Annotated in this window: 19 protein-coding genes; 6 read left to right on the top strand and 13 right to left on the bottom strand. The window is 46.6% G+C overall.

Annotated features, from left to right (window positions below; genetic code table 11):
- Positions 1–84 precede the first annotated feature (84 nt).
- From AQULUS_RS11510 to AQULUS_RS11495, 4 genes are read right to left on the bottom strand one after another with little or no spacing between them, the layout of a single operon-like run.
- On the bottom strand, positions 85–774 hold the full coding sequence (locus AQULUS_RS11510) for an ABC transporter permease (RefSeq protein ID WP_232051920.1): 690 nt from the start codon (positions 772–774) through the stop codon (positions 85–87).
- Positions 771–1,439: an ABC transporter permease gene (locus AQULUS_RS11505; protein ID WP_148340415.1), complete on the bottom strand. Its 669-nt coding sequence runs from the start codon at positions 1,437–1,439 to the stop codon at positions 771–773. The genes AQULUS_RS11510 and AQULUS_RS11505 overlap by 4 nt, the downstream gene beginning before the upstream one ends.
- A gap of 17 nt (positions 1,440–1,456) precedes the next feature.
- Positions 1,457–2,320, bottom strand: coding sequence for a transporter substrate-binding domain-containing protein (locus AQULUS_RS11500; RefSeq protein ID WP_232051919.1), 864 nt, complete (start codon positions 2,318–2,320; stop codon positions 1,457–1,459).
- Positions 2,321–2,344: 24 nt separating this feature from the next.
- The gene (locus AQULUS_RS11495) at positions 2,345–3,100 is read right to left on the bottom strand and encodes an amino acid ABC transporter ATP-binding protein (RefSeq protein ID WP_148340414.1); all 756 of its coding nucleotides are present in this window, start codon (positions 3,098–3,100) and stop codon (positions 2,345–2,347) included.
- Positions 3,101–3,193: 93 nt separating this feature from the next.
- On the opposite strand from AQULUS_RS11495, the gene AQULUS_RS11490 reads away from it, so the two are divergent.
- Positions 3,194–3,676, top strand: a complete 483-nt coding sequence (locus tag AQULUS_RS11490) for an arginine repressor (protein WP_172622860.1) — start codon at positions 3,194–3,196, stop codon at positions 3,674–3,676.
- Between the two features lie 45 nt (positions 3,677–3,721).
- Positions 3,722–4,459 carry a hypothetical protein gene (locus tag AQULUS_RS11485; RefSeq protein WP_148340412.1) on the top strand — a complete coding sequence of 246 codons (738 nt, stop codon included), beginning with the start codon at positions 3,722–3,724 and terminating at the stop codon, positions 4,457–4,459.
- Between the two features lie 52 nt (positions 4,460–4,511).
- On the opposite strand, the gene AQULUS_RS11480 is transcribed toward AQULUS_RS11485, so the two are convergent.
- Together AQULUS_RS11480 and AQULUS_RS11475 are read right to left on the bottom strand one after the other, a co-directional pair.
- Positions 4,512–6,098 carry an APC family permease gene (locus tag AQULUS_RS11480; RefSeq protein WP_172622859.1) on the bottom strand — a complete coding sequence of 529 codons (1,587 nt, stop codon included), beginning with the start codon at positions 6,096–6,098 and terminating at the stop codon, positions 4,512–4,514.
- 76 nt (positions 6,099–6,174) lie between these two features.
- Positions 6,175–7,092 carry a DMT family transporter gene (locus AQULUS_RS11475; RefSeq protein WP_148340410.1) on the bottom strand — a complete coding sequence of 306 codons (918 nt, stop codon included), beginning with the start codon at positions 7,090–7,092 and terminating at the stop codon, positions 6,175–6,177.
- 292 nt (positions 7,093–7,384) lie between these two features.
- Here AQULUS_RS11475 and AQULUS_RS11470 point away from each other — a divergent pair, with 292 nt between their 5' ends.
- Positions 7,385–8,584, top strand: a complete 1,200-nt coding sequence (locus AQULUS_RS11470; protein ID WP_172622858.1) for a choline/ethanolamine kinase family protein — start codon at positions 7,385–7,387, stop codon at positions 8,582–8,584.
- A gap of 2 nt (positions 8,585–8,586) precedes the next feature.
- Here AQULUS_RS11470 and AQULUS_RS11465 read toward each other — a convergent pair whose 3' ends face one another.
- Positions 8,587–10,245: a redoxin family protein gene (locus tag AQULUS_RS11465; protein WP_148340408.1), complete on the bottom strand. Its 1,659-nt coding sequence runs from the start codon at positions 10,243–10,245 to the stop codon at positions 8,587–8,589.
- A 103-nt stretch (positions 10,246–10,348) separates the two neighbouring features.
- Complete coding sequence (locus AQULUS_RS11460; RefSeq protein WP_148340407.1) at positions 10,349–12,421, bottom strand: hypothetical protein; 2,073 nt, start codon at positions 12,419–12,421, stop codon at positions 10,349–10,351.
- A gap of 326 nt (positions 12,422–12,747) precedes the next feature.
- On the opposite strand from AQULUS_RS11460, the gene AQULUS_RS11455 reads away from it, so the two are divergent.
- Positions 12,748–13,470: a polyprenol monophosphomannose synthase gene (locus AQULUS_RS11455; protein WP_148340406.1), complete on the top strand. Its 723-nt coding sequence runs from the start codon at positions 12,748–12,750 to the stop codon at positions 13,468–13,470.
- Positions 13,471–13,476: 6 nt separating this feature from the next.
- Here the strand turns inward: AQULUS_RS11455 and AQULUS_RS11450 are convergent, their stop codons facing one another.
- The 3 genes from AQULUS_RS11450 to AQULUS_RS11440 are packed head-to-tail and all read right to left on the bottom strand — an operon-like array spanning position 13,477 to position 16,304.
- Positions 13,477–14,508 carry a threonine aldolase family protein gene (locus tag AQULUS_RS11450; RefSeq protein WP_148340405.1) on the bottom strand — a complete coding sequence of 344 codons (1,032 nt, stop codon included), beginning with the start codon at positions 14,506–14,508 and terminating at the stop codon, positions 13,477–13,479.
- Positions 14,509–14,551: 43 nt separating this feature from the next.
- Positions 14,552–15,565: a phosphotransferase family protein gene (locus AQULUS_RS11445; RefSeq protein WP_148340404.1), complete on the bottom strand. Its 1,014-nt coding sequence runs from the start codon at positions 15,563–15,565 to the stop codon at positions 14,552–14,554.
- Entirely contained in the window at positions 15,555–16,304 is a 750-nt protein-coding gene (locus AQULUS_RS11440; protein ID WP_148340403.1) for a class I SAM-dependent methyltransferase, read from the bottom strand. Before AQULUS_RS11440 ends, AQULUS_RS11445 begins: the two co-directional genes overlap by 11 nt.
- 311 nt (positions 16,305–16,615) lie before the next feature.
- Between AQULUS_RS11440 and AQULUS_RS11435 the strand changes: the two genes are divergently transcribed.
- Entirely contained in the window at positions 16,616–18,031 is a 1,416-nt protein-coding gene (locus AQULUS_RS11435; protein WP_148340402.1) for an MATE family efflux transporter, read from the top strand.
- An 85-nt stretch (positions 18,032–18,116) separates the two neighbouring features.
- Here AQULUS_RS11435 and AQULUS_RS11430 read toward each other — a convergent pair whose 3' ends face one another.
- Positions 18,117–18,857, bottom strand: coding sequence for a class I SAM-dependent methyltransferase (locus AQULUS_RS11430; RefSeq protein ID WP_148340401.1), 741 nt, complete (start codon positions 18,855–18,857; stop codon positions 18,117–18,119).
- Between the two features lie 197 nt (positions 18,858–19,054).
- Between AQULUS_RS11430 and AQULUS_RS11425 the strand changes: the two genes are divergently transcribed.
- The gene (locus AQULUS_RS11425; RefSeq protein WP_232051918.1) at positions 19,055–19,960 is read left to right on the top strand and encodes a queuosine precursor transporter; all 906 of its coding nucleotides are present in this window, start codon (positions 19,055–19,057) and stop codon (positions 19,958–19,960) included.
- Here AQULUS_RS11425 and AQULUS_RS11420 read toward each other — a convergent pair.
- Positions 19,935–20,669 carry a queuosine precursor transporter gene (locus AQULUS_RS11420; RefSeq protein ID WP_148340400.1) on the bottom strand — a complete coding sequence of 245 codons (735 nt, stop codon included), beginning with the start codon at positions 20,667–20,669 and terminating at the stop codon, positions 19,935–19,937. The two genes, AQULUS_RS11425 and AQULUS_RS11420, sit on opposite strands and share 26 nt — an antisense overlap.
- Between the last annotated feature and the right edge of the window lie 9 nt (positions 20,670–20,678).

Below are 20,678 nucleotides of genomic sequence, written 5' to 3'. Positions count from 1 at the left end.
TGCTTGCTGAAACTTCAACTGCTGGTGTCAGCGACTACTTACTATAGATATCAGGGCAGCAGTTTTTCATTGAATAAATGAGGATCATATCCCGTCCCGGGAACGCTGAGGGATAGCACTCCATTTTTGCAGGCGGCGAAAGATAGCCGTGATAACAGCATTAAATCCCAGATAAACAAGCCCGGCAAGCAAATAAAACTGCACTGTTTCATATGTCTGCGCGATCAATTGCTGAGTCACACCCATCAGATCCAGCAGCGTGATCGTACTGGCAAGAGACGTTCCCTTAAGTATCATGATGACTTCATTGGAATAGGCAGGGAGCGCCAGGCGAAATGCTCTGGGAAAAATGATTCGTCTGAACGCCAGCCATTTAGGCATACCTATTGCGTCACACGCAGCAATCTCATTCGCGGGAACTGATTTGATGGCTCCTTGCAGCAAAACGGTCGTATAACATGCCGAGTTGACAGATAATGCCAGAATCGCGCACGCCATGGGTGCCTGAAGGAATACCCACAACCACGATTCTCTTATCCACTCAAACTGGCCTGCGCCATAATAAATCAGGAACAATTGCACCAGAAGCGGTGTACCGCGAATAAAAAAAACAAATACATCGACACTCTTCCTGACAAGATACACTTCAGAGAGGCTGCACATTGTCATGATCACAGCAAGCACGAATCCCGCGCTTACCGAGGCCAGCATTAAAATAAATGTGACCAATATACCGCTGAGCAATCGGGAAAGGTAAGGAATCAAATCCATCATGTATGCAGATACCGGTTTGCTTTGATCGTAAAATAGGTAATGACTTGTTGAGAAACCGTAGTAATGACCAAATAAATTCCTGCCGCGATCAGATAAAATGTGAATGGCTGTTGGGTAGTACTGGCGGCAATCTTCGCCTGGTTCATCATGTCAGCCAGACCAATCAGCGTCACTATCGCCGTGTCTTTCAGCAACACTAGCCACAAGTTTCCCAATCCAGGGATGGCGTGGCGCCAGGCCTGCGGAAGCTGAATGCGAACAATAATTTGTCTGCGAGTAAATCCCAACGCCCTTCCCGCTTCAATTTGGCCGTTATCAATAGATAAAAACGCCCCCCTGAACACTTGCGAGGCATACGCGCCAAAAATAAGGCCCAATGCCGCGACTCCCGCTGCAAACGCGCTTATGTCGACATAGTGATGAAATAACCGGCTGATTATGGCTGTCACGCCAAAATAGATAAAAAACAGCACCAGCAGTTCAGGCAATCCACGCACGACAAAAATGATGCTTGCAGAGACATAACGCAGCCAGGGAATGGTAATGGATTCCAGCAAGGCCCCCATCAATCCGATGATCATGCCAACCGTCGCCGCGGAAATCGCAAGTTTGACCGTGACGACTGTTCCCGCCAGAATCTGCAATATATATCCGTTCGCTATCATAAGAAACCAACCCGCGCCTAGTCGCCAAAATATTTTTTGGTGATTTGATCATATGTTCCATTCGCCTTGATTTCCGCCAGTGCTTTATTCAGCTTATCCAGCAAAGCTGTTGCGTTCAAATTGACGGCAATCCCATATCCTGTTCCGAAATACGTATGATCCACAATGGGCTTTTCAATGATGGCATAAGTCTTTGACTTATTACCTTGCTTGAGCCATGCAAGAGCGATTGGCGTGTCCGCCAGAACGATATCAACACGTCCTGAATCCAGATCCAGGAAAGCGTCTTGTATGCTTGCATATGTCTTGACGGTTACCTTGTTCCCATATTTATCCTGCAAGTATTTTTCAAATGTTGAACCTTGCTGCACGCCTATGGTTTTGCCAGGCAGGCCCGTTAACAAATAATGCGAAGCCGTTTTCGCGACAAAACTTCCGCTTGGCTCGTAATAGGAATGGGTGAATGCAACCTGCTTCTGCCGCTCCGGGGTCACACCCAGCGCGGAGATCAGCGCATCAAATTTTCCCAATTTCAGACTGGGAATCAAGCTGCTAAATGCCTGATTACTGAAGGTGCAATCCGCCTTGATCTGCGCGCATAACGCATTGGCAATATCAATGTCAAACCCTTTAATTTGCCCGGTCTGATCTATGTACTCAAATGGAGGATAAGTTGCTTCGGTGGCAAAGCGTATCACAGGCGCTGACGCCGCATGCACGGGTACGCTCAATTGCGCCATCAAAAAAACCGCGGTCAATGCCTGCATTCCGAATTTAACCGCGGCACGGAGGCAATTTGAAATTTTTCTTCCGGCAGCGACGGCACAAAAATCGTTTACAGATGACTGAATTGACAGCTCGGTCTTTATAGTATAATTCATGACAGCCTCGTCTAAGACAAGAAATTAATGTTGCATGGCTTCGAGAAAACGACGAAACCGCGGTGTCTGTGGGTTGCCAAACATGGACAAGGTTTCTCCCTGTTCAACAATGGTTCCCGCATCCAGAAAAATGGACTGATTGGCCACTCTGCGTGCAAAGCCCAGCTCATGTGTCGCAACGAGCATCGTCATGCCTTCTAGCGCCAGCTGCTGCATGACGTTCAGCACTTCGCCCACCATTTCAGGATCCAGGGCGGATGTAGGCTCATCGAACAACATGATTTCCGGTTTCATCATCAGTGCCCTGGCGATAGCAGCGCGTTGCTGTTGACCGCCGGAAAGCTGTCCCGGATAGCGATTAAGCTTGTCTGACAATCCCACCTTTTCCAAAAGCCGTTTGGCTTCTTCCATCGTAGCCTTTCTGTCCTGTTTTAAAACCTGTATGGGCGCTTCAATCAGATTTTCCAACACGGTCATGTGCGCCCACAAATTGAATTGCTGAAACACCATGCCGATTTTTTTCCGCAATTCGACGATCTGTCTGTTTGTCAGAACGGTTTTTTCCTGTTCATTGAAACGCAGGACCTGGTTGTCGATCTGAATGACGCCATCATCCGGTATCGTCAATAAGTTGATGCAGCGCAGCAGCGTGCTCTTGCCCGATCCGCTGCTTCCCATTAACGCAACCACGTCACCCTTGTTTGCTGCAAAGGAAACGCCTTGCAGTACAACATGATCCTGAAAGGACTTATGTAAGTTTATGATTTCTAGCTTGTTCATGGCATGTGAATAATTATTCAAATAGTTGCATATTTAATCATGCATGCAGTATGATTGTCAATCAACGTTATGGCAACAGGAACAACATACTGCATGACGAAACCTAAAACGATATCGGGAAAAGACACCAAGACACTCATCGAAGCCTTACGCATGATTCTTCAGTCCAACACCGTCGGCACCCAGGAAGAAATCAAGCTGGCGCTCGAGGAACTGGGTCATGAAGTCAATCAATCAAAGATTTCGCGTCTTTTGCGCAGGCTGGGCGCGGTAAAAACAACCAATGAGCGCAGGCAGACGATTTACACTCTGCCTATCGACCCGGCGCCGCCAGCGTCGAAAAGCATCATGTCCGAATTAATCACCAGCATTCACACCAATGAGAGCCTGATTGTCATTCATACCAATCCCGGATCAGCGTCATTGATTGGAAGATTACTAGATCATCATCGTGAACCGCTAATGATATTGGGCACCGTCGCAGGCGATGATACAGTTTTTATTGCTCCTCAATCCGTAAAAAAAATCATGAAAACCCTGCAGCTGATCCAAACATTTTTAGCACAAATGACTTAACTTGTTTAAACTACCTCGTATCAATCACATTATATCGAGATCCGGATGAATGATCTGGCAAACAATCTGAACGCTTCGCCCCGAATTAACATCAAGGCAGTCATTAAAGAAGCCTGGGGGCTGGTTTATGGAATGAAATGGCCGGTATTCTGGATAGGTGTGCTGCTGCCTTTTGCATACTTCATACTGTTATTTATCGCCATGCTGATTCTGGTTCCCGGCAAGCAGTACATGTCACTGCCTTTCTTGCTGATCTCCGGATGCATATCATTGCTTGTAATCTGGTGTTTCCTGGCTATTATTGTCATGCTGGGCGTCAGACAAGCGATAGGATTGTCTGTGGATGTCAACGTCGTATACACACATTGCATGGAAGTAAAAGACAAACTGGTCTATCTCGCCCTTATCTGGCTAAGCCTCACGGGCTCTTACTTCTTCATCAAGTTTATGATAGGACAAAACCCTGTCTTGAATATTCTTCTTTATGCATTCTTTCTGTATTTGAAACTCCCTCTGATCATATTCGGCATTCCCCTGGTAGTGACACAACGCGGCGACATGGCTATGACACTTGAAGAAAGCTATAAGGCCATGAACCGCCATTGGCCGCAGATTTTAGCTTGTTTTCTCATCATGATAGGGATACTCACAGTAAGCGCGCTTCCTTTCGGGATAGGCCTGATCTGGACCATGCCCATGTATTATGCCATGACGGGAATCCTGTTCAGGGATATTTATGGCTTGAAAAGAAGAAAACAGAGGCAGGAGCAACCCGGCGGATGAACCTCTTCCGCTCCGCTTATCAGGCGAGTTGCTGACTGTTCGCGCTTCCAAACTAAAACGTGGAAATGGCCGCCAGACGTTGATCCAGGATTTGTTCGGTTACAGAAGCGCGGTTTTTTACTGCAAAATAAAGGATGACCACACTAAATATTGCTATCACCAGAAAGTCCCAGCCAAATGGAATAATGTTTTTACCGCCAAACGCTCCCAGATAGGAAATGAGAACCAGCCCGCCCAAATATGGCGCCATCCACATACCTGATCTTAATCCTAGGCCCCCTGGCACATTCAGCCGCCCCCTCAGACTTGCCGTCACAAAAAAGACGATGCCTATCGCCATAGCGATTGCCAGTTTGTAAATAGTTTCCCATCCACACCAGTAACTCAGAAGATTACAAAAGTAGAAAGCGCACGGGCAAATGATCTTGGCCGCGGGTAGTTTGAACCCGCGTTTTTCATGCGGCATTTCAATACGCATGCATAACAAGGCCACAGGACCCATGGCATAAGAGATGACCATGCCTGAAACAAGAAAACTGACCATCGCCTGCCAGCCCGGAAGCGGCAGGAAGAGGAACATTCCCAAAACAAAATTGACGAGAATGGCCGTCACAGGGAAATTTTGTTTATTCAGGATTTGCAACCAGCGGGGCAGATACCCGATTTGACTCATTGCATATAAAATTCGAGCTGTTGAAGTGACATAAATCAAGCCCGCACCACCCGGAGACACAGCGGCATCAATGTATAACAGCTTGACCAGCCAGGCCAAGCCCAATCCGGCGGCAAGGCCAGCAAACGGTCCCACATCACCGGCAAAACTCAGATGCTGCCAGCCATTCACCAGCATATTCGGACTAAGAGCCCCTATAAAAGCCACCTGCAATCCGAGATAAAGAATGAGACAGCCTATAACCGACCCCACAATCGCCAACGGGATAGCCACCGCGAGATTTTTGGTCTCTCCCGCCAATTCCACACCATGCTTGAACCCCGTGAAAGCAAATGCAACTCCTCCTGATGCAACCGCAGTCAAAATTGCATGCCAGCCAGTCAGGGTAAAAGCACCTGTAGCGGCGCCGGAAAAATTCACGGTATTAAAGCTGGTCTTAATCAGCACAAATACCGTCAGGATAATGACTAACACCTTAAACAGAAACAATCCAAAATTGAAACGAACCAGTCCCTTGTAACTAGCGATATTGATAATGCAAAATGCCAGCATCAAGATGGTTGCCCATACCATGCCTGCCCCGTTCAAAACAGGAATGCCGTTTTCGATATTCACAATAGACGTAAAATACGTTGATGCATACTGCAGAATGGCTTGCACTTCGATCGGAGCCATGGTCAATGCCGACAGCCATGCAATCCAGCTCACGATAAAGCTGGTGAAGGTGCCGTGGCTCATTTGCGGAATCTGTGCAGTACCGCCGGCAACGGGAAACAAGACAGACAATTCGGCAAAAGTAAGAGCAATGATAGCCGTGGCAACGCCTCCAATCAGCCAGGCAATGACGGCTGAAGAACCCGCGATCTTAGCCGCGTATAAGGGCGCAAATAGCCATGCTGAACCCACCATACCGTTAATACTCAACATTAGCAGACTGACGGGGGTAAAACGTCGATTGAGTGTCATAAGCTCTTGTATCCCTGATGTATTGATATCATATCTCATTTCCACGCTGATTCCGGGGTGCGGGAGAGTTTTGCACTTAGGTCTCGCTTGCCGCCGCACTCTCGAACTGAATCAATATGGCTCCCATTAAAATGATGACCACACCCAGTGATTGCACCCATGTCATGGATTCATGCAGCATGGCCATCCCGACCAGCACCGTGACAACCGGTTCCAGGACTGACAGGATCGATGCCTTCACAGGACTTATATACTTTAAACCATCCAGGAGAAGTTGGATAGGCAATGCCGTGGCGAAAACACCCAGTGCGCAGATATAAAACCAGGCATGCCATGAGGAGGGAAATACAAAACGATGAAAATAATATGACAGGCCCAGAAATACCATGGTATTCCCAATGCAGACCAGCAAAGCCAGCATTCCGGAATCAAGACTCTTGGTCGTATGCTGACTGCCATAGACATAAATGGCAAAACAACAGGCAGCGATAGCAGCGAGCGCGATCCCCGACAGATTCAAGGCCAGCTGACCGCTGCCTTTCAATAAAGCCAAGCCAAGCATTACGATACTCAATGCCGCCAAAGCGATTTTATTGATTTTCCAGGTTCCAGCCGCCCAAGCAATCAAACTGACAAATACCGGAAATGAGAAAAAAATAACCATCGCGATTCCCGTGCCAATCTGTTTGCTGGCGAGAAAGTAAAAAACGCTTGCACCGCTATAGCTTAATGCTCCAAAGATAAATATTTTCATGATTTCCAGGTAGTTCAGCGGATTTCTAAAAGGATGTTTGCGATTGATCAGCATCCATCCCGATATCCAGACGGAAGCCACCAGGAACCGCCAAAATAACATGTTTTCAACCGAAAAATGGTACGCAAAAAGCCGGGTTCCCAAAAATCCCATCCAGCCAAACAGAAGCCCGGAGAGGATAACGAGTATCGTGCCCCGAATCGATAAATTAGAAAGAAATGTTTTTCTTGTGTCTGTCATAAGCGCCCCGGGAGAAGAGGCGAACCATTCCCGATTCGACCCGTTTGTTCATGATTGATTGAAGATAGTATAAGCTTTGCCCACATGAATCAAACTTTCATGCCGCTTCGGAACCCCATGCTCCATACCAGCGCATCGCTATATTAAAAATCCCTTGCGATAATGACACTCTGTTGCAAACAGTACGGATTACCGTCAATTCGCATGAAACTTCTTACACTTCCCAATAGACAGTTTCAGCTTAGCAGGTAGAATTCCCTCTAGAAGACAACCAGAAACAGGGTAAATGCAGATGACAAAATTATTTGGCGAAGCTAATCCTCCATTAACTGAAAACCTGGTCTCTTATATTCTCTCCATGACTGGCAGCACCACATTGCGATTAGCCGAACAAGTAAACCGTACCTGGCGGGATGCAGTCTTTAAAATGAAGTTACGCACGAAAATATTCGAATCCACTTTAAAAAAGTGTGATTTTTTTACCAGGATAACATTCCAGGATTTTGATTTTGCACCCTTAAGCGGTGGACTGACCAATTCCACATTTAAACTAGTCATCCAGGGGCAAGCTTATGTGGCAAGGATTCCAGGGCGTGAAACACGGCTTTTTATCGACCGCTCCGCGGAATACTGGAATGCGGCCATTGCAATGAAATACGGAATCAATACTGTGATCACATACTTTGATCCTGCTAACGGATCCCAGGTCACCGCCTACCTGCAAGATCCTGTCCCCATGACATCCAGCCTGATCAAAGAACCTCTCTACCTGGAAGCCGCAATCAATACACTCCGGCGAATACATCAATCCACTGAGTTGTTCAAAAACGATGTGGATATTTTTTCGAGAAACCGGATCATGCTGGACATTATCAGCCATCATGGCAATGCATTACTCTCGAGATATCAAGAACTAGCCAAGACCATGGAAGACGTGGAAAAGCTTTTTTCTGTCCTCACACTGCCCAAACGACCTTGTCATAATGATACGACGCCATCCAATTTTGTGTGCTCCAATGGCAAAATGTATCTGATTGATTGGGAATATTCTGGAAATAACCTTCCGATTTGGGACCTGGTATGCCTGGCTGTGGAAGCAGGTTTCTCCCGGGAGGACACGCAGCGCATGCTGGCTTTATATTATGGGCCGGAGGCGCCTGAAAATGACAGGCTATTTCAAATTTTGATTCCTGTATATGAATTCTGGGTTGCGTTATGGGCAGGCGTGCAAATTGCCAACGCAAATCACTCAGGAGATGAGAAAGACTTGCTTGCGCTTGAAAAACTAAGGCTGGATGGATGCAGCAGCTCACTCAAGACGCTGACATTCAAAGAGAGCCTGGCGTCTTTCAGAAAAACAACGGAGAATGACAGTGAGCGCGGAACAGATCCCACCGGACTGCTGTCTGTGGGAATGTTTTCCAGCAGTCCATTTAACGCATCCGCGCAGTCATCAACACCATTGATTCCGCAACACCGCATGCACATGTAAACTTATATACCGCCAAATGTGAATGTATATATTTCCAGCCCCGGAGCATCTGCGATTACTTCCAGCAGGCCTTCATTTCCCTTCTTCAAGTCAACGAGAAAATATAACTTGTTTTCATTAACTTGCAATTGACCATTCACAACATCCGGACCGAAATCCTCAGTCATTTTTTTACCATTGAGCAAGACAGTCAAAGTGACCGGCGTTTTCTTTGACACACCCATCACCATGTATACCTTATTGGCGTAAAATCGTAATTTGACCGACGCATTTGCTTTGGACGAAGTGACTTTTTCAGAAGAAATTATCCATTCTCCGCCAAGAGCCCACTGACTCAATTTCAAAGTCTCAGGATAGGTATAGTTGGCAGGCGCATCCTTTGTGACAGATTCAGGGCTGGCAAAACGATCCGCCCTCTTATAACCCAGGTAGGTTTCCGGTGTCTGTTTTGTTGAATAAACCTCTGCTTCCCTGGCGGCCTGGACAGGCTCATTCATGCCTAAAAGATAACGAATATTATTTTCAGTGACATTATATTCACCTTCGCCGAAATGCACATACACCACTTCGCCTTCCTTATTCACCAGATAATGCGCCGGCCAATATTGATTTTTGAAGTTTTGCCAGGATACGAAACGATTATCAAGCGCAACAGGATAATGAATTCCGAATTGCGCCACTGCATTTTTCACATTGTTGACATCGTGTTCAAACTGAAATTCCGGACTATGCACTCCCACAATTTCAAATCCCAGATCATGATATTTGGCATACCAGTCCTTCAGATACGGCAAGGTTCTAATACAGTTAATACATGAATAAGTCCAGAAATCCACCAGCACAACTTTTCCCTTCAAATCGCTCCAGTTCAGTGCCGGAGAGTTAATCCAGGCATCAATCCCGGTAATTTGCGGCGCAGGATAAGGATGTTCCAGCCCGTTCACCAGCGAATTGACGCGCACGTTATCGCGGCTCTCTTCCGGCCCGGATGGAAGTCCTGTTCCTGGAAAAAAGATCAGGTACAAAACCGTCAAAACGATTATCAGGCCAAGTACCTGGCGGAATAATGAAGTATATTCACGAAACACGGCGATGCGCGTCATCACTCCCCGGCCAATCAAGGCGATCAATAACATGGGCAGCCCCGCCCCGATTGCAAAGGCGGTAACAATCAGAATGCTGATAAAAGTGGTTTTCTGAACCACAACTTGAACGATCACGGCCGCAAGAATAGGCCCTGCGCACGGCGTCCATATGATGCCAACCAGGCCGCCGAATAAAACGCCTCCCCAAAAACCGCCCTGCGGATTATTGACGATTTCTATCGAACTGCCTACGCTGGTCAACCGCGATGTCAGGAGATTGAATTTTTCCGTCAGTGTCTTAGACATCATCACCACGCCCAGCAACAGCAATATTCCATAGGAAAAGTTTCGAATCAAATCCTGGCTGACATGCACTGACTGAACAATCTCCCGTGAAAAAAGCGTAACCACGGTAAAAGTAATGATGAATCCTGTCACAATGCCCAGCGGCCTGGATTTGCTGCCGGCGAGTGATCCGGAAAGAATGATGGGCAGTATCGGCAAAATACAAGGCGAGATAATCAAGGCAAATCCTTCGATAAACGCAAGTCCAATGTTGATCAGGTCTGCATTCATGCTCAATATCCTTTTGTTGATTCATTGATTACTCTGCCAGCCAGTCACCATGCCGGCATGAAATGCCAAACGTCATCCGGGCATTTTGTACCCGCTTCCCTATTCAAACCAGGACGCGTGGCTTCTTGGTCTCCTCTTTCACAAATGCCAGGCAATCCTTGCAAGGCAGGTCACCCGGTGTGAAAGCAGACTCGTAAAAATAACATTGCATCATTACATGCTGATTGACAACCGTGTTTTGATATAAAAATCCGCGGCAGCTCTCATCCTGATCACAGGTAAATCGACACAATTGTTCATCCGGAACCGGTATCTGCCGTATATATGACGCCATTTTCGGCATCATCGCCGCTCGAAACGAATGGTAGGCATTAACACGCAGGCGGCGGCTGGATTCCTCTTTTAGCACACGCTGCTTGAATAATTGGCTTTTGTCATACCAGACACCTTGTTTATCATAACCAAAAGCAAAAATATTATTGTAATGCAGCAACCAGTTATAAAGTATTTCATTCGGCACTTCTTCCATTCTTTCAATCTGAAATGGATAAACCTCTTCTTTTAATCCAGGCATGAGATACGCATATCTGAACAGTGTTCCACTATATGTATGATGAAATGAGAGATAAAATTTCTTTTGACGATTTTCAAGAAGTTCATATTCCCCGCTTCCAAGAAAAAGAAGAAACGGATACGCCGAATTACCCATCAGATAATCGTTATGCAACAAACTGTCTTCTATGACCAGCAGGCTGTCCGGATTCAGCCTGCTTTTGATAGCGGGGGGACGCAGTACTGCATTCCGGTTGAGAGCGAGTCCTAGCGAACCGTTTGCCAAGCTGGCGTATTTGTCGATATTGACACGATTGACGTCAAAGGCAACGCACAATATACAGAAGGACAGAGAAAGGCATAACAGCCTGACCCACGCATACTTTCCGATAGTTTTGTGGGCCAGCCGCTCCACACAAAATCCCGCGATCACACTCAGGCAAAGCAGCGTCAGGCTGTAATGCCAAGGCGCACCCATTGCCCAGCTAAAAGGCAGAACCAGAAACAGAATAGATGAAGCATAGAGGAACGCCAGGGATTTTTTATAAACCATCGAATCATCCGAACGATAAATCCAGACACCAAGCGTACCCAGCAGAGCAGCCCAGATCAGGGCCCAGATCAAAAGACGGGCGGAAGCAGTGAAAATAATCGTGCGCCATGCGAGATCCGGGAACGCCAAAATACCCGATGGGATATAATCGTGCGTGACGCCAAATACATCCTTCAAAAATGCATTAACCGTCCCTAGTGTATGACGGTAATTCACATTTTTCACTCCGTATTCCAGCCCTGGCCAGGATGCCAAAAGATAAATTCCCAACGCCGCACTCGTCAATGTGATGATGGTTATCACCTTTCGTGCATCCCTGTGTCCAGCCAGCCTGTATAAATAGCGCCATGGCGATTGTCTGGTATAAAAGTGTATTAAAAAATAACACATCAGAACCGGCCCCAGCATGACGGCCGGTTCCTTGAATGTCACCGCCAGCACATACAAAAACAGTGAAGCAAAAAACAAGAAATAATGTCTGAACGGGATGACGTCGGGTTGTATGCGCGCAGGATGGTGTTCACGTTCGCACGGACACAAGGTGTTCTTTTCGCAGAAGACCACAAACAAATAAAGTGACAGCGTCAGAAAAAAGACATAAGCGAATTCAAAATGCATGATGGTGAGACGAGATATACTCAGCGCAGGATGCATCAGATAAATACTGAATGCAACCCACCCGCCAAATCGATAGGAAGGAAATAGCCGCGAATAAAGCCGAATGAGAAAATATCCAGTCATAGACAAGAAAAACAAATTGATGAGAATGAATGCTTTTGTGTTATGCCAGCCGAGCAGCGGCGTGATAATCTGATAAATCAGAAAATGTCCTGACGGCCTGAAAAAGGGAATGTTTGTGTGCAGCAATTTGGGATGCAGATAAATATTCAATAAATCGCCCAGACTGTGGATACCCTGATTAGCCAGGTAAATTGTCGGCTGCTCAGGGTACATCAGGTTAAATGCGATAACGGAATGATTAACAACCAGTACCAGTGAAAGTAAAAAAATTATCTGAATGAATGGCCTGAATATGGGTAACCGCAAGATTGTTTTTTTGATAAATTCCATTCTGAGTTAATCCTGTTTTTTGCCCAAACCTAGCAAAGCTTTTTAAACAATACGCTCTGCCAGCGCCTTGGTCCCGGTCGTGCGGTTTTCGGCGCCGCAACTGTTGCACGGCTCGAATAGCTGACATTTAACCTGATCTTAGGCAACTTTTCTATCACTTTTTGACGAAGCGCCCGTTTGAATCCGCCCGCATCCTGGCAAATATTGTAATCACCAGTCAGATCGAATAAAGTGATCGTTGATTAACGCTGTACGGCCGGGAATTACTAAAATTTGCACCAGCCTAAATATGCCAGCCATTTTTCATTTTTACCAGGATCATTCGTATGGATAACAATCGGGATACCAGCTTTTCCATTATCATTCCTACTTATTGTGAAGCCAGGAATATCCCCGATCTGGCACAGCGCATCGCCAATGTTGATTTTGGCGGCCGACAATTTGAAGTCTTATTGATTGATGACAACAGCCAGGATGGCATTGCCAATGTCGTCCACCATCTTGCATTCGCTTATCCATGGCTTCAGCTGATTGTCCGTACTGAAAAAAGAGACTTGAGCCAGTCTGTGATATGCGGCTTTCGAAATGCGCGGCATCCTCTCATCGTCACTATGGATGCGGACTTAAGCCATCCGCCCGAATCCATACCCGCCATGCTCGAAATGCTGGCTGACACCGGCACGGACATGGTAATAGGCTCACGATATATACCAGGCGGCAGCAGTGATCATAACTGGCCCTTCATTCGGAAAATCACATCCCGCACCGCGGCACTGATAGCAAGAATGCTGCTTACGGCGCCTGTAAAAGATCCGCTATCCGGATTTTTAGCTTTCAGGAAAGACCTGTTCCTGTCGGGCGATCCTCTGGAGCCGATTGGCTGGAAAGTCGGGCTGGAATTAATGATCAAATGCCGGTGTAAAAATATTCGTGAAATTCCCATTCATTTTTCGCAACGCAGCCACGGCAAGAGCAAGCTGAATATGAAAATTTCATTTGATTATTTACGCCACATTATCAAGCTCATGCGATATCAACTGTTTGCCTGACACCCGTTATGCGGTGCGTAATTCCCGTATATCCCGCACAAATGCCTCGATGTCAGCTGCTTCCGTGTCAAACGATGTCATGAGGCGCACCTCGTACCTGTCTTCATCCCACACATAAAAATGATATTTTTTCTGTAACTCAGTGATCAGTACTTCAGGCATGATGGCAAATATGGCATTTCCCTGGACGGATTGTGTAACCTTGATATCAGAAAATTCGGATAATTTTTCCGCCAGCAGCAACGCCATGTCATTCGCGTGCGCTGCGTTTTTCTGCCATAGCTGGTTGGTCAGCAGCGCCTGAAACTGCGCGGAGATAAAGCGCATTTTTGATGCCAGCTGCATGCTTTGTTTACGGATGTACATGAAATTTCCGTTGATGGCACGATTAAATAATACGACCGCTTCCCCTATCATCATGCCATTTTTTGTCCCGCCGAAAGAAAGCACGTCCACCCCTGCGTCTCTTGTAATGGATTTCAAATCCAGACCCAGAAAAACAGCAGCATTGCTGAGGCGTGCTCCATCCATATGAAGATACATCTGATGGGAGTGCGCAAAATCTGCTATATCCCTGATTTCATCAGGAGTATAAACCGTGCCCAGTTCCGTCGTTTGGCTGATGGAAATGATATGTGATTGCACATAATGCTGATCTCCCAATCGGCGCCATTGCCTGCGTATTCCATCCACAGTAATTTTACCATTCGATGTTGGCACCAGGAGTAATTTGGATCCGGTGAATTTTTCTGGCGCGCCGCATTCATCAACCTGTATATGTGCCTTGTCAGAGCAAATCACTGCCTGATAACTTGCATTCATGGCAGCCAGTGCCGTTACATTTGCCCCGGTACCATTAAATACAAAATGCACCTCGACATCCGCGCCAAAATGCTCCCTGAAGGTTTCAATGGCGCTCGCGGTATATTCGTCAGACCCATAAGCCGGTGCATGATGCCGGTTTGCATCTGAAATTGCCCTTAGAATGTCGGGATGGATCCCGGCATAATTATCACTGGCAAAGCTGATTTTTTTCATATATACGGTCTCCCCGGAGATACGGCATGCGTCTTGATCATGGCTATTCAAGAACCATCGCTTTTATTAAACTGACCACATCTGCGTTAAGATAAGGCCGTTTCTGAGGGGGATTATAATAAAGCAGCTGCAGCAAGCAAAGTAAGTCCATAAGCCTTGCGCCAATTTTCCAGTCTGGCGGCAGCTTACTGCCATTGCATTCTACACCCTGTATAAAACTTGTCTCATAGTAACCCGGCAAACGCTTGCTGTAACGCAAGAATAAACCCACGTCCAACAGGTAAGTGCTCGCAAGAGCAAACTCCCAATCCAGGACCGCGCTTACTTTCCATTTTCCCTTGTCTTGTTTGACCAACAGATTGGCCGGATCATAATCCGCATGCGTCAAATTCGCGGGTTGATGATCAGGCAGATGACCCTTGTTTTCTTCAATGAAGGCTATGACTCGGGATAAAAGTTCACTGTCTAATCCTCGGCGCACATCGGAAGAGTCCAATAAGGCTTGAACGTAGGGAATATATTGTTCCTCCACACCAAATGGCCTGACAGAGAAATCCTCCTGAAAAAAACCGCCCTGATCAAACTTCATCATTCGCAGTTGTGACACGATTTTTCCTGCGTCATACGCGCATTCCTGAATTGCCTGTTGGTCGCCTCGCATAATAACCTCCCGCATCAGAGCACCCTCAACCCATTCAAATACGGCATAAGGATAGGGAAAGATTTCGCAGCGGCCGTCATGGTAATACATTTCTGCCATCGGAATGCGGCTGTTAATAAATTGATAGATATTGAGTTCATTTATTAATCCGGACTTGTCTCTAAGATAAAGCCGCAACACTAATGGAGGGTGATTTGATTTGAAAGTAATTTTAAAATTACTGTTGGCACAGCCTTCTGACAGCAAAATGATCTGCTCAATCGGGTCGGGCACATAGCCTTGTATTAATTTCCCTGCCTCGGCGGCATTCAGATCATAGTGAGCAGTAAGCCGCTCCCAGCGCAGTTTTAATACCGGAGTGTCAGCGTGAAGAAAACGCACCGGATCAAAAGACATGACCCACCAATAAATGAATCGGCCAGGTCATTACCCGTTCCGCCGTCGGGTCTCCCCATGCCATTTGTAAATCAGCAAAAATAAGATTAATGGGATTTTCCTGGTTCAGCTGCTGATACTCCTTCACAGCGGACCAGGTATTGAGATAGCCAATCAGTTGCGTGAAATTCATCGATTTTTCTATATGATATGCGGGCGATTCGATTCTTTTGAAGGGAAAAGGAATGGTTTGGTACTCATTATCAATATATTCTCTCTGTTTGGGCCAGTAATTCGCCCCCAATACATCCGAATAAAGTCTCTTGATGAAAATATCCACATCCGGATGGATGAATCCCAGGGAGTAGCACCACGCAGCGACAATGCCGGTATATTTTGCCACCCGTTTGACTTCCTGATAAAAACTGTCGAGATCAAACCAATGCAATGCCTGCGCGACGGTAATCAAATCCACCGATGCATTCTGTAGATCGGTTTTTTCCGAAGGCCAACAGAAATAGTTAACATTTTCCTTTTTTATGGCGATATCCAGCTGAGCCTGGTTGATATCGCTGCCAATAACTTGCTTGAAATAATCCGCCAGCCTGGAAGCAGCCTGACCATTTCCGGTTCCACAGTCCCACGCCAGATCATGCTTGCTGACCAGCCCGGCAAGATACTGGTATAGTGCTTGCGGGTAATCTGGCCTAAACTGCAGATAATCTGATGACTTCTCGCCGAAGTGGTCTATGTAATGCATGAATTTATTTTCTCCCTCTCTCACACGGACCTAATCTGGCTATTTTCTCATATTTTTATTGAGTTATCACTTTCCATATCGTTACGCCTGACCAGGTCCGCAAGAAATGCCTGTCTTTCTTGCAGGATAGGTATCCGTCATTTTTTAAAAAAACCGAATTTACATTTGTCAACAAGCCATATTCGGGTATAATGAATGCCCTACATTGAGGCATATTGCCATGAAGAACATACAACGCCGCTAAGTTTCATCCTTAAAAGCTTGATCCTATAGCTTTGTCATCACTTTAATCACAAGCGAGTTGTATATTTATGCCTCACGACAATTTTCTTCACTCAGTCAGGAGTGAGATACGGGAAACCTTCTCTCTCAGCATTCCCTTAATTGCCTCCCAGTTGATCTATGCCTGCAGCGGTTTCATTGGCACCGCCATGGTTGCGCATCTGGGTCAGGATGCCTTGGCTGCCAGCGTTCTTGTCTCCATGATCTGGATGACACTGACAGTGTTGTTTTTTGGTATTTTAAATTCCATCAGCGTCCTCGTTTCTCACCAGTTTGGCGCGAAAAATTACCGGGCCATCAGTGATATTATGGGGCAAGCATTCATTCTGGGCGTTCTGCTTGCGGCAGTCATGATCATTCTTATGCTGGGCATGCCTATCATCCTGCGATACACTTCACAACCCCCCGCTGTGCTGGCGCTGGCAGTACAATACATGCATTCTTTGATCTGGACAATTCCAGGCCTGATCACTCTTATCGTTTGCGAACAATTTCTCGCGGGTGTCAATCAGGCAAAACTGGTACTGAGAATCAGCCTGCTTGTTGTACCTATAGAAATACCCCTCATCTATCTTCTCATATTCGGCAAGCTAGGTTTGCCCGCATGCGGAGTGGCGGGCATAGGTTATGGATTCGCAACAACCTATTCCACCGTGGCTGTGCTGCTGACTTGCTATCTCGTCAAGTCCAGATACTATCAATCCTTCGGCATTCTTCAGGGATGTTGCCGCATTGATCTGACCCGGATCATGGAATTGATTCGCATTGGCCTGCCCATGGGCTGCATGCATGTCATTGAAGTCAGCACGTTCACATTCGCCACCTTCTGGATTGCGCGATTCGGCACCACCATGCTCGCTGCGCATCAAATCGTTATGCAGTATTTGGGTTTTGCGATCACTATCGTTTTCGCCATGTCTCAGGCTGTCACAGTCAGGGTAGGCCATAGTGTTGGCAGACAAAATTTGACCGGCATACGCCTTGCCATTTATGTAGGCATGGTTTTAAATTTTATCTGCATCGCCCTGGTAGCATTGGCGCTGAACTGTTTTCCTTATTTCTTTCTGAGCCTGGATATGGATATCAAAAATCCCGCAAACGCCTTGCTGCTGCGCGACAGCGCCATGTTGTTAGGCATTGGCGGGATACTCATGCTGTTCGATAACTTTCGAATCATTGGTTTCGGCGCGTTGCGCGGTTTAAAGGACACAAAATTCCCCATGTATGCGTCCCTGGTATCTTTCTGGATCATAGGACTCAGCCTGGCTTATCTGTTCGGGATGGTATGGCATTTTTCAGGAAAAGGTATTTGGTGGGGTCTGACTCTGGGAATCGCAAGCGGCGCGGTCATTGTATTCATACGCGTGCAATGGCTGTTAAATCACGTCGATCTGGCGCAATTGATGACGACAGGAAAAAACATGAGCCTGGCTTCTCACGATTAAAAAACCGCCGGCTGCGGTTGAAGAGGGAAAAAGCGCACTCGTCTAATGACAGACAGGAAATATGTCACGCTCCGGGTCAGCCTGGTTATTTGTACGCCTCAAGAACATAGTAAGGCGCCATGATGGTTTCATCTTTCCAAGCCAGTCCGGTACCCTTTTCCATCACGGGGAAATGTACGCTGGTCTTTTGAAAACACTGATTCAACACGATCTGTTGTACAGTTTCAGGAGACCAATAGCTTCCGGAAACAACCGCGCCCGCTGGTAACAGCCTGACAGAATAACGTTCACCATCTTGTATCTCGCCAGCCTGCGGATACAGAGTTTCCACACTCACCCAGGAGCCCTTCAACAAGTTCCTGTAAGTATCCCAGGCAAGAAGTAATCCATTTGTACGCAATAATGACGAAACACTTTGAAGAAAATGTTCAAGGTCGTTCAATTTCTGATTTTCATGAAATACAAACGAACAAACAACAACATCAAATGTATCGGGCAGGATTGAATAATGGACCACACCGCCCGATTGATGCAGATGCAGATATATACCCTGCGGATCGGAAGACTTAGCCTGCATCAGCATGGACTGGTTTATGTCAGCGCCGATAACGACCGCATCTGGAAAATGGCGTTTAAGATATCTTGTCGCAAGACCGGTCCCGCAGCCCAAATCCAGTATTGTTTTTACCGGGCCCGAGTTGCCAATTAGCGCAGGCGCATCCTTCACGGCGAGATAATCCGTCCCGCACTCAATGGAATATTCGGGCAACCGGGAAAAATAACCGGCTTGCTCATGATAGTCGGTAGGCTTACAGCTGATGGCCATGTGTGATATCCCCGTGATCAATTTATTTACCGGTATTAAGAGTGTGATTACCAGAGGGTGCTAAATTACCACCAGGATGGAAAAATAGCAAAGTGACCGGGTATTCAGTCGTTGATATCCCCGCACCCAGAGCTTGCACGTGACGCGCGGTTAGAAATTGTTTAGAATGCGCTCATTTTAATAAATGAGTGGCTCTCGTGAACCAGTACCGCTTCATCAGTTGCAATCCGGATTCATTTCACGCAGGCGTGATAACAGCAAGAATTCAGGCAGTAAAAGAGGGCATGATCACCGAATTGCCCGTCAGAGAACTTTATCACCCTGACTGGCTGCGCTTGTTTTCCCCAGCAGACGCCTCACGCATCGCCGCTCTACATGCAGCTGAACAGACTCAGGATATCGAACTTCTGACACGCCTGCACCATATCAAACCAGCCGTCAAGGACAGTGTTATCCTGGTGGGAACACTTTTCACAGCCTTTCTGATCCTATCAAATCTGGCGGCATTCAAACTGGTCAGCGTGGGTCATTTTACCTTCCCGGCCGGCCTGGTTTTTTTTCCGGTTACTTACCTATTTGATGACATCCTGACTGAAGTTTATGGTTTCAAAATCAGCAGACGCATCATCTGGTCTGCGCTTTTTGCCAATTTGATCGTCTTGCTGGGAGCCTGGCTAACCACCTATCTTCCACCCTCTCCCGATTGGCACGATCAGGCAGCTTACGCACTTATATACCAGGCAACACCACGGATTTTTATTGCTTCAACAGTCGCTTATTTTTTTGGTGAATTCTCCAACTCCATCTTACTGGCCAAATTAAAAATTCTGATGTCAGGAAGACATTTATGGCTGCGCGCGCTGGCCAGCACATCTGTAGGTGTGGGAATTGACACCATTCTCTTTACCCACATCGCCTTTTTTTCTCTTATACCTTATTCGGCTGTCTGGGATATTATTTTCACCATGTATCTCGCTAAAGTCATATATGAAGCCTGCGCCATTCCGCTGACTTACAAAATGGCAAATTATCTGAAACGTAAAGACAATGTTGATTATTACGATGTAGGAACCCGGTTCAATCCGTTTTCCCTGGCGCTTTAAGATAGCGATTTTCGCCGGACGTGTAGTGTGTATCCAGGCTGAAGATGCCAAATTTCGTATGTAAATCATAAACATCCAGCTTTTCCACGCGCTTGAGCGCGGCAGCAAGAGACACGGATATTGGCAGCCCCGTGATTTCCACCATCACCTTAATCAGCCACATTGTCAGGATCAGGGAGAGCAGATGTTCGATCTGAATCATGCCGTAAAATGCGATTATTCCAAATATCCAACTATCCAATCCGGAAGCAGCCACCGTAGATGCAATGAATCTTGCCCCCATGGCGCGCCCCTGCCAGCGCAGTTTGAGTTTTGCCATGATGATGGAATTTAAAGGTTCAGCGCATATGTAACTGATTGCGGAAGCCAGTAATACTCTCGTATTCATGGTCATTACCGCATCGAATAGCGCATTGTTATTTGGATAATCAGGGCCCGGCAAATGAATCACAATCTGCCCATACACAATGAATAAGCCATTAAACAGAAATCCGCACCAGATTGCCCGTCGGGCATATTTATATCCGTAAACCTCCGTAATCAAATCGGATAATAAAAATGTCAGCGGGAAAATGAGCGTCCCGGCATCTGTAACCAAGTTCACAATTTTAATCAGGCGGGCATCAAACCAATTGGCGATGACGATGATGGTGGAATAACTCAAAGTCAGCAGCCATAGGTTATTGGATTGTATGTTCAGATTTTTCATGACGAAGAC

Source organism: Aquicella siphonis, assembly GCF_902459485.1.
Taxonomy (GTDB): Bacteria; Pseudomonadota; Gammaproteobacteria; order DSM-16500; family DSM-16500; genus Aquicella; species Aquicella siphonis.
The sequence above is the reverse complement of the archived record's forward strand: the minus strand, read 5'-3'. Positions and strand labels throughout refer to the sequence as shown.